This window comes from Celeribacter ethanolicus, assembly GCF_001550095.1.
GTDB classification, from domain to species: domain Bacteria; phylum Pseudomonadota; class Alphaproteobacteria; order Rhodobacterales; family Rhodobacteraceae; genus Celeribacter; species Celeribacter ethanolicus.
Map to the genome: position 1 here is coordinate 1 of NZ_LRUC01000017.1, position 9,133 is coordinate 9,133.

The 9,133-nt window shown below is 61.0% G+C and carries 10 protein-coding genes and 1 pseudogene; all 11 read left to right on the plus strand.

Features of this window, described 5'->3' with window-relative positions; translation table 11 throughout:
* Nucleotides 1-1,054, plus strand: a 1,054-nt coding sequence (locus NH195_RS07875; protein ID WP_155846107.1) for a type VI secretion system Vgr family protein, incomplete at its 5' end; no start/stop codon positions are given.
* Between the two features lie 10 nt (nt 1,055-1,064).
* Nucleotides 1,065-1,766, plus strand: coding sequence for a hypothetical protein (locus NH195_RS07880; protein ID WP_155846108.1), 702 nt, complete (start codon nt 1,065-1,067; stop codon nt 1,764-1,766).
* A 360-nt stretch (nt 1,767-2,126) separates the two neighbouring features.
* Complete coding sequence (locus tag NH195_RS07890; RefSeq protein ID WP_155846109.1) at nt 2,127-2,366, plus strand: hypothetical protein; 240 nt, start codon at nt 2,127-2,129, stop codon at nt 2,364-2,366.
* A 33-nt stretch (nt 2,367-2,399) separates the two neighbouring features.
* Complete coding sequence (locus NH195_RS07895) at nt 2,400-3,632, plus strand: hypothetical protein (RefSeq protein WP_066705310.1); 1,233 nt, start codon at nt 2,400-2,402, stop codon at nt 3,630-3,632.
* Nucleotides 3,633-3,655: 23 nt separating this feature from the next.
* Nucleotides 3,656-4,009, plus strand: a complete 354-nt coding sequence (locus tag NH195_RS07900) for a hypothetical protein (RefSeq protein ID WP_155846110.1) — start codon at nt 3,656-3,658, stop codon at nt 4,007-4,009.
* The gene (locus tag NH195_RS07905) at nt 4,010-5,116 is read left to right on the plus strand and encodes a DUF2169 domain-containing protein (protein ID WP_066705316.1); all 1,107 of its coding nucleotides are present in this window, start codon (nt 4,010-4,012) and stop codon (nt 5,114-5,116) included.
* A gap of 3 nt (nt 5,117-5,119) precedes the next feature.
* Nucleotides 5,120-6,196, plus strand: coding sequence for a DUF4150 domain-containing protein (locus NH195_RS07910; protein WP_066705318.1), 1,077 nt, complete (start codon nt 5,120-5,122; stop codon nt 6,194-6,196).
* A 28-nt stretch (nt 6,197-6,224) separates the two neighbouring features.
* Complete coding sequence (locus NH195_RS07915; protein WP_066705321.1) at nt 6,225-7,262, plus strand: hypothetical protein; 1,038 nt, start codon at nt 6,225-6,227, stop codon at nt 7,260-7,262.
* Nucleotides 7,259-8,092 carry a hypothetical protein gene (locus NH195_RS07920; protein ID WP_066705324.1) on the plus strand — a complete coding sequence of 278 codons (834 nt, stop codon included), beginning with the start codon at nt 7,259-7,261 and terminating at the stop codon, nt 8,090-8,092. The genes NH195_RS07915 and NH195_RS07920 overlap by 4 nt, the downstream gene beginning before the upstream one ends.
* Complete coding sequence (locus NH195_RS07925; RefSeq protein WP_066705326.1) at nt 8,082-8,576, plus strand: hypothetical protein; 495 nt, start codon at nt 8,082-8,084, stop codon at nt 8,574-8,576. Before NH195_RS07920 ends, NH195_RS07925 begins: the two co-directional genes overlap by 11 nt.
* Nucleotides 8,577-8,624: 48 nt before the next feature.
* Nucleotides 8,625-9,133: pseudogene (locus tag NH195_RS20800) on the plus strand (transposase); the annotation flags it as partial.

The following is a 9,133-nucleotide window of genomic DNA, read 5'->3' on the forward strand; positions in this document are numbered from 1 at the left end:
CGGCTACGCCTACACCGGGCGCTATGTTTTGCTGCCCGCCGACGCGCCTCTGGTGCCGGAGTTGAAGACCGCGCGCGCCGATGTGAAAGGCCCGCAAACCGCGGTGGTCGTGGGCGACGGCGAGATCGACTGCGACGAGTACGGGCGCATTCTGGTGCAGTTCCACTGGGATCTGGACGCCGCCTATTCGATGCGCTGCCGGGTGTCGCAATCCTGGGCAGGCAACGGCTGGGGTGGCATGGTGATCCCTCGGATCGGCATGGAAGTCGTGGTGGAATTCCTCGACGGCGACCCGGACAAACCGCTGGTCACCGGGTGCGTGTATAACGGCAAGAACGCGGTGCCGTATGATTTGCCGGAGCATAAGACGCGGAGCACGTTTCAGACGGATACGCATGAGGGCGAGGGGTTCAACGAACTTCGGTTTGAGGACAAGAAGGGTGAGGAGGAGGTTCGAACAATCGCTCAACGTGATATGAACACCCTTGTTAAAAACAATGAAGCTAAGATTGTCTTAAATGACTCATCTACAGCAATTTATGACAATGAACTCCGCGAGGTCTTTGGTAACTCAATCTTGAGCGTAGGCGGAAGTGTGACCACTTATGTTGGTGCGACCGGGGCTATGGCGCTGGCGCAGCAGGACATGGGAGCACGGCGTAATACCCTGTCCAAAATGGCATATGCTCTTGATCGCCAAAACCTTAAAGAGAATGGCTCTCCCGGAGATTACACTATTATTACGGACGGTTCTCACGAAACAACAATTGGGCAGTCTCATATCAACCAGGTCGGAGATAATCAGTATAATTCTGTTGGAAAGAACCACTCTTTGAACGTTGATGGCAACAGTGCAATGCGTGTTGGAGGTGACAGTAGCGTTCACGTTCAAAAATCCAAAACGGAGATTGTTGGTGATAAGTACACCATTGTCTGTGGGGCCAGCCGGATAGAGATGCATAGTAATGGCAAAGTCGTGATAAAAGGGGTCGATATCGAAATTAGCGGCAGCTCTTCTATTACGAATAAAGCCCCTCGTATCGATTTGAATTGAGGTCAAAGCAATGGATGCCGAAAATCAAGCTCGTTTGAGAGCATACTGCGCTATGCTTGATGTAAGAGAAGTGTCTACAGAACCAAATCCGGCTCTTGCCTTGCAAGTTCTTGCACGGATGTATCTCGTTCCTACAATTGAGGAACACGGAGAACGAAATCGAGCACTCAACGAAATTCGTGGTAATTTGCGCGGAGAGTTTGATACTTGGTCTCCGTTTGTAGGCGAAACGGCCCGTGTCGCCGCAATGATGCAAGAGCTCCCGTATTGGTTCAACCATTTGAATGCGACGACAGAGGTGCTCATTGAGCGCTATAAAAGTTTATCTACTGCGATTAGAATTCTGCAATATCTGGGTGTTGGTGCGGGCGGGTCTGCGATTGCTGCGGGTTTGGCCGAGGGCTCGAAGCAAAGCTCCACGCGTGCTGGTGTTGAGCGCGGGGCAAGGCGTCTTGCAGGACAGGGCCCATTACTTGAGGAAATCCAGCGTCGTGCGAAGATACGGATGACGCCTGCCCGTGCAGGCATCGTTGGTGCGGTGATTATCGTCGGAGGGACACTTGCATATCACAATGCTCTCGAGCAACAGGAGCAAATCAGAGAAATCATCATGCATCGCTTTCAGGACGGAGAAGTGACTGACGCCCAGTTTCGGGATGTTTTCGGTGATAGAATTGATCCTGCTAATCTTAAGAAATACTGGGAGCTTTGACGATGAGAGCCATATCAATATCCAGGCCAGCGTATATCTTGGTTGCTGCAGCTGTGGGGGGCATTCTTTTTGCGATACTTGGCTTCTTGGTTGGACACTTTACCATCTTTCATTGGTTTGGATTGGTGGCGATTATGTTGTTGCTTCCGCGATGTTTAAACATGATTTTTGTCATCGTAGACTGAAGTTTAAAGTTAATATTTTAAGCTTGCCGTCACCTTTTATGGTTTTCAAAATTTGGGCGCTGGGTCCGGGTTTTGCCCACGATTAACATTTTAAATTATTGTTTCATAAAGCAATTGTGACGATCCGCAAACGTCACTAACCTTCTGGTGGCCCTTTATAATTGCTGGGCCGAAGATGGTTTCGGAAAGCCGGGACATCGGTATTATGGTTGGCGGCGAGATCAGCGGCCAGATCGGTGCGCAGGCCGGTGTCGACGGGCAGGTCGGCTATGAGAAAGGCCGTGCGACCGCCGAAGCCGGAGCGAAGATCGGGCTGGGGCTCGGGGCGTCCGTGAAGGGGCGCGCGGGGCTTGTTGGGCTCGACAAGATCTGGAACGGGATCAAAAGCGGGTGGAATGCGATTTGGAACGACTGATGACAGGAGCGGGGCGCGATGCGATGGACCCGAATGCGATGGAATATGGCGCGGGCGGCGCTTTTGGTCGGCGCGCTGATGAGCGTTGCGGGGGCCAGCATGGCTGATACGCAGAACACCGGGGCGGAAACGGGCAGGGCGGAAACGGAGGGCGCTGCTGCGCAAAAATTTTCCCGTTTGAGCGAAACCAAGGGTCTCACCGCCTTCGATCTCGACGGCGAGGCGCTCGATTTCAGCACATGGGTGCCCGAGCGCTTCCTGTGGAGCGAAGCCCATGATGTGCCCGTCGAATTTGCGCCCGCCGCGCTGTTTTCCGCCTTCGAACAGGTCCGCATCGGCTATGATCCGCTCGAACGCGATCGCTATGAGGTGCGCCTTTACCGCGCCACGCTCTATCCCGATCGGGTTGCGCTCGCGGTCAGCTACGCGCGCCTGCTCGCGCGGGTCTGGTCTTCCACCGATTTCGGCATGAGCGCCCCCGATCCGATGTTCGGCGAGGTGCTTGGCGGCACCGATGCGAGCGGTGCGATGATGATCAACCGGATTTCCGTCTGGCGTCGCGGCGAGGAGCTTTTGATTCTGCGCCAGCGCTTCGAGGCCGAACGGTTCGAAAACTACGCCGAAGACATGGCGAAAATGGTCGGTAGCCTCAGATTCAAGACCGCCCTCGACACGCCTCTGGTCGGGGATGACGCGCCGGTCCGCGCCCTTGCGACACGCTCGGGTGCGCTTTGGATGGCGCGTTTCCCCGCGCATTGGCAGGAGATCGACGCACCGCTGGATTTGGGCGCGAAGGGCGTGTTCTCATTCTGGCGCGACACGGCGGATGCCAAAGGCAATCTGGCCGCGATGATCGCGTCAGTGCCCGCACCCGCCGATCTTCCGAACGGCCCGCCCGGCGATGCGTCCTTTAACGATCTGGCCGATACGGCGGCAGCGATGGCGCATATGGCGCTCGGCCAACTGGCGCCCGATCAGCCCTTTACACTGGCGCCCGTGGAGGCCTCCCGCATTGGGGATCTCGCGCAGACGACCGCCTTCAACGCGCTCTACACCTTTCGCGTCGAACTGGGAGAGGTCAAGGCTCTGGTGAAACTCGACGTGATGCTGGCCTATGGCAAGGACGGGCAGCTTTTGTCTTTCGTCACCGTGGCGCCCGCGGGCACCGATCTTTATCTGGAGGGCACCTCGATGCATGCGTCTTATGTCCAGAAAGTCCTGCTCGAAACCCTGACGGCCTATTTCGGCGCCAGACAAGCGCAGTAGGCCGGGGTGGTATGGAGCGTCGCATGGACCGGATCGGATCGTTTCACCTGCGCTGTGTGATCAGTGTTGCTCCGAATGGCGCCGTGGGGCTTGCAGACACCAACGCGCGGGTTCTTCTGGCCGGGAGCCTGTCGCCCTCGGACGTGGGGCGTCTGGCGGTCTGTCAGGACCTGAATGACGGGGACGCGCCGGTGACGGTGGTGCTTGGGCTCGTCGAGGAGGCCGAACGGGACGACGACGCTCCGACGATCATTTCCGCAGGGGAAAGCTCCATCGCACTCTATCCGGACGGCCATATCCGTCTCCGGGGCGAACAGGTGACGGTCGACAGCGCCGGAGCGCTCAGGCTTCTGGCCGGAAGGATAGATCTGAACTGAATGTGGACGCTGACGAACCATACCCCCTTTCCGGCGGAGACTGGCGCCTATCGGACCCCCGACAATGCGGGCTTCTGGGGGCTTTGGCTGGTGGCGGGGTTCTCCCTCAGGGACGGAGCCTTGCCGCTTTTCGACCCCGAACAGCGTCCGATCACCCCCTCTTTCGTCTTCGCCGAGGGGGACGCTCTCGCGCGCGATGCCGATCTCACACCACCGCGTCCGCGTGTCGATCTCATCGTCCGCGCTCATGCCCATCAGCCCGCCGCGCGCAGGGAAGCCGAGGAGAGCCGGCCACGCGCGCTGGGTTTACGAATCGGGGGCTGGAGTAAAATTCTCGAAGTGCATCCGCCGCTCTACTACCAACGCAATCCGACGTTCGGTTTCGGCAGTCCCGGCATCCGTGTGCGAGCCGATCCGGACACGCCCCCCGCTTTGCTCTGTCTTGACGGGGCGCATGGATACGGCGGGCCGGGGCATCCGCTCAATCCACTCGGGCGGGGCTTTCGCAATGTGTCGGAAGATCCCAAGGCGAGCCCGCCAGTGGTCTATCTCGCCGGACAGACCCCGGCAAGGGAGGGTGCGACAGAGGGCACAGGGACGGTGCCCGCGCAACTCGGTCCGATTTCCCCGCTCTGGGAGGCGCGCCGCGCGCTTGGCGGCACCTATGATGCCAACTGGGAACGCCGCCGTGCACCGCTTTTTCCCGAGGATATGTCGGCGGACTACTGGCAATCGGCGCCGCCCGATCAGCGCCTGTCACGCGATCTTTTTGCGCCGGGCGCCGCGCTGGAAGCAGGCGGTTTCGCCACCACCGGCCCCTTCGATGCGCCGGGAATCTATCCGCTTCCGCTGCTTTCGCTGCGGTGCGACACCAAACTCTCGGGCCTTTGGCAGCCCGCCGAGGCGCAACTTCAGCGCATTGAGGTGGATCTCGACACGATGCAGGTTCATGTGCTCTACCACGCGGCCTGGCCGCTCGCGCGGGCTGACGAGGATGTGGCCGTGAGCGAAACCGTGGTCGAACTGGACCACGCGCAGGGCTTCCGCGTTCCGGCCGGGGCGGCGGGGCTGTTCCACAAATCTCCATCCCTCATGCGAGAGGTTTGATCCATGGGTGTGACGATTGCGGTCAATGGTTTGACCATCTCTCACAAAGGCTCGGGCGGCAGCCATATGAACTCCGCCCCCGATGTGTGCAAAACGCCGGGAAAAGGCGACCCTGTGCCGTATTCGATCAAAGCGGACAACGGCAGCCTCGTCAAAGGCACTAAAACGGTCAAGGCCGACGGTGGACAGATGATTGCCACGAGCCCCTCGGAATTTGCCTCCTGCACGGGCGATGGCGGCGGCTCCATGGGCGGGGTGGCCTCGGGCACATTTCTCAAACAGTCCAACTGGATCACCTATTCTCCCAACGTCTACGCCGAAGGCAACAACATCTGCCGTCTCAGCGACAAGCTTTTCATGAACAACCGCAACACGATCTGCGGCAACTCGGGCCAGCGTGAGGCGGGGCTCGGCTCGGGCGATCCGGTGATGGATGCGCTGTGCAAGATTTTTTGCGAGGCGCGGGAGGAATGGCAGAAATGCCGTGGTAAACCGGGCTGCAAACGGCCCTCCATCCTTGCCCGCGACAAGGTTAATGCCGCCCTCGACAGCGCGGGATCGCCGCTGCGCCGTGCGCTCGGAAATTCCATCGGGGCGGCGGAACGCACCCTCTACGCGGCGGGCGACAAGGCGCTCGATCTCGGGCGCAAATTCTACACCCAGAGCGGTTTGCGCGAGGCGATGAAACGGGCGGTCACACGCGCGATCGGCCGGGCAGGGGTGAACCGTCTCAAGTCCATGGGCAAACGGTTCTGGCTTCGGGCCGTACCGTTTTTGGGTCAGATTGCCACGGGGCTCGATGTGGCAATGACGGCGATGGATGTCTACAACATCATCGACGGGGCGGTGGATATGCTCGACAACGCGCTACGGATTCAGCCCGATTTCGCCACGCTCGATGCGGACGGCGCGGTCAAGGATATTTACGATTTCAAATTCGATGCGCCGGGGTATCAGGACGAGATGTCACCGGATCAGCGCCGTCTTTATGAACAGGTGACGGATGGCAAGGTGATTGAGGTCGACAATGCCACATGCGGCTGTGATCGGGGACGCGGTGCCTCGGTGCCGATGGGCTAGTCGGTCGCAAAAAAGACAAGAGGAAAGCATGGATATACTCGAAGCACGCGGCACACCCTCGGCCTATCAGGTGGCGTTTCCCGCACTGCGCTTTTGTGTTTGGACAGAAGGCGGGTTCGACCAGCCGGACTGCGGAGCGGCAGCCTTGGCGGTTTTTGACGCTGTGATGGAGAGCCTGGGCGGGGAGATCGGCTATCTGACGCTGATCAAACCGACGGCAGGCAAACGGGTTCGTCTGACCCGGGCCACGCCCAAAAAGCGCGAGGAAGCGCGGGCCGCCGTTGCGGCGGGGATGCCCGCACATCGCCACCTCTCCGCGGACGCCGAAGCGACGTTGGCCGAAGGGGCGCGGGGCGTGGGCCTGCCTGCACTCGACCTGTCCCATCTCCCCGGCGGGCCGGGGTTCATCGGGCTCGATATGCCCTTGGAACATCCCGCCGCGATGGGGTTGATCGCGCGTTTGCATCAGATCATGGATGGGGTGCCGCTTGTTGCCGGGGTCTGTGGCTACGGGTTTGCCATGGCACCGGGGGATTTCGGTCAGTACAAACTTCCGCCTGCCCATCTGCGCTTTCGCACCGCGCTCATGGCGCCGATGGAGCTGTTGTCGCGGGAGGTGCGCTATGACGCGCCCTTTGTGCAGATGCGCCGCCTCTCTCAGCGCCGTGATGCCAAAGGAGCGACCATTCCCGAGGCGGAGCTGTTCGATTATCAAACCGGGCTGCCCGACATCGGCTGGCGGACGTACCTCGGGGCGGATCTCTGCGCCCGTGTCGATGCCCAGGAGGGGCTGGAGACAAAACTGGCCGCGCTGGTTGCGCAAGGCGGCTCTGTGGAAGAGCGGGCGGGGCACCGCGTTGTCACTGCCAGCCCCGTGCCAGTCTGGGGCGATCTGAACGCGGGCGAACCGATCGCGGGCTATATCGCCGCGCGGGCCTATCTTGAGCCAGCGCTGGCCTCCCGGTCGATCCGCCTCATGTCGGCACCGTGCCATGACACATCCGATAAGGATCGCATGCGCGAGGCCGAGGCCTATGTCGACCGTTTCAAGGAGGAGGGCGCATGATGGACCGCACCGACGTTTTTGCTGGGCGCCTGCATATTGCGTCCCAGATCCCGCAGGCGCTGCGAAGCATCGAGATCCGCGGCCTCTTCACCCCCGAAGCTCTGACCGAGGGGCGGACGCTGACGATCCTCGACGCGCTCGAATGGCCCGTCAGCACGCTTGGGGGGCTGTTCGGCGCGGGCTTTGCCTCCTTCGGCGCTCCAGCCCCCGTCACGGCCACGCTTTTGCAGGAGGGCGAGGCGTTCAGGATACGGATCGAGGGCGGCCCGCTGCATCCTTTCGCGCTTTGGTGCGTGCTGCGCCTTTTGGCCAGCGCCGCGACCCTTCCGCCCGGTGCATTCGAGCGGCTTGTCGACCTCATGGAGGGCGATGAAGAGGCCGCGCGGGAGGCCTTTTCCCCCCGTTTCATCACCGATTACGAGGCCCTGAGCTGTCTCGTGACGGGGGAGGGCGCGCTGGTCGATTTCGATGCGGCGCTTATGCCCGCCACAGCGCCCTTGTTGGCGGGGGTGGCGCGGCTGATGGATCAGTTCGGAAACCATATCGGTGCGGGGCGCGAGGCCGGAAACGAGCGGCTCTTGTTCGATCTTCCGCGCGCCGCAGAGCTCACGCCCGCGCTTGAGGACGGGTTTCTTGCGCTCCAGAGTCTCGGCGTGTTTGCCGATGGCCCGCCCGCGGGATTTGCCGAGGCCGACCCCGAGCTGGTCTTGCAAACCCCGCAGCGGCTCGTGGTGACGGGTTGGGAAGAGAGCGCGCTCGGTCTCGTCGCTTTGATCGCCGCGCTGTGTGGCGGCGATCTGGGCGGGGTGGACCTGCGCGATGCGGATTGAGACGGGGCCTCTGGCGCTGACGGCGTGCGGTGTGTCGACCGTCTTTGGTGAGACTCGCGCGGCCAGCGCGGCAAAACTGGTGGAGGGGCGGCCAGCCTACCGGCGGCTGCGCAGCTATCTCGACGACACCTATGCGCCGCAACTCGCGGCTTTTGCGGCCGAACCCGCGGCCGGGGCGCAGGCGCTCATCCGGGCGCGGCGGCTGGCCCGGGCGGCGCTTGACGACCTTCTGTCCTCTGCGCCCGGCGCGTTCGATACGCGCGGGGCCACCGTCGCGATCCTCTTGCCTGCGGTCGCCCCGGCGGAAGGCCTCGCGGCGGAGGCGGTCAGCGCGCTTGCGGCAGAGATATTGGCCGATGTGAATGCCCGCACCGGGCTAAGCGCGCTTCACGTGACCGCTCATGCCGCGGGGTCGACGGGGCTGGCCGAGGCGCTCCACGATCATTCTGGGTCGCTTTCGCAGGGTAATCCCCCCGAAATTTAGGGGCGTTTGAAAGTAGAATTTTCTCGAAAGATAAAAGAGGAGATTCTGATGAAGAAATCGAAATACAGCGACGCTCAGATCATGAGTATTTTGAAACAGGCCGAAGGCGGTGTGCCGGTTGCGGATCTGTGCCGTGAGCATGGGATGAGTTCGGCGAGCTTTTACAAATGGCGCTCGAAGTATGGCGGCATGGATGCGAGCCTGATGGCGCGGATGAAAGAGCTCGACGAGGAAAACAAGCGCCTCAAGCGCATGTATGCCGAGAAGAGCATGCAAAACGACCTGTTGAAGGAAGCGCTTGGAAAAAAGTGGTAAGGCCGTCTCAACGCAGAGAGATGGCCGAGTGGGCGGTTCGGCACCGGTCCGTCAGCATTGCTTTGGCCTGCCGAGCATTCAGCATCAGTGAGACGTGCTATCGATATCAGCCGACGCTCAGAGCTGAGAACGAGCTGATCGCCGATTGGCTTGTCGCGCTGACAACGGCCAAGAGGAGTTGGGGGTTTGGTCTGTGCTTTTTGCATCTGCGGAACGTCAAAGGTTTTGGCTGGAACCACAAA

What these genes read in the sequence shown, in the direction of transcription:
- NH195_RS07880 (WP_155846108.1), top strand. Translation starts at nt 1,065, where the DNA reads ATGGATGCCGAAAATCAAGCTCGTTTGAGAGCATACTGCGCTATGCTT.
- NH195_RS07890 (WP_155846109.1), top strand. Translation starts at nt 2,127, where the DNA reads ATGGTTTCGGAAAGCCGGGACATCGGTATTATGGTTGGCGGCGAGATC.
- NH195_RS07895 (WP_066705310.1), top strand. Translation starts at nt 2,400, where the DNA reads ATGCGATGGAATATGGCGCGGGCGGCGCTTTTGGTCGGCGCGCTGATG.
- NH195_RS07900 (WP_155846110.1), top strand. Translation starts at nt 3,656, where the DNA reads ATGGACCGGATCGGATCGTTTCACCTGCGCTGTGTGATCAGTGTTGCT.
- NH195_RS07905 (WP_066705316.1), top strand. Translation starts at nt 4,010, where the DNA reads ATGTGGACGCTGACGAACCATACCCCCTTTCCGGCGGAGACTGGCGCC.
- NH195_RS07910 (WP_066705318.1), top strand. Translation starts at nt 5,120, where the DNA reads ATGGGTGTGACGATTGCGGTCAATGGTTTGACCATCTCTCACAAAGGC.
- NH195_RS07915 (WP_066705321.1), top strand. Translation starts at nt 6,225, where the DNA reads ATGGATATACTCGAAGCACGCGGCACACCCTCGGCCTATCAGGTGGCG.
- NH195_RS07920 (WP_066705324.1), top strand. Translation starts at nt 7,259, where the DNA reads ATGATGGACCGCACCGACGTTTTTGCTGGGCGCCTGCATATTGCGTCC.
- NH195_RS07925 (WP_066705326.1), top strand. Translation starts at nt 8,082, where the DNA reads ATGCGGATTGAGACGGGGCCTCTGGCGCTGACGGCGTGCGGTGTGTCG.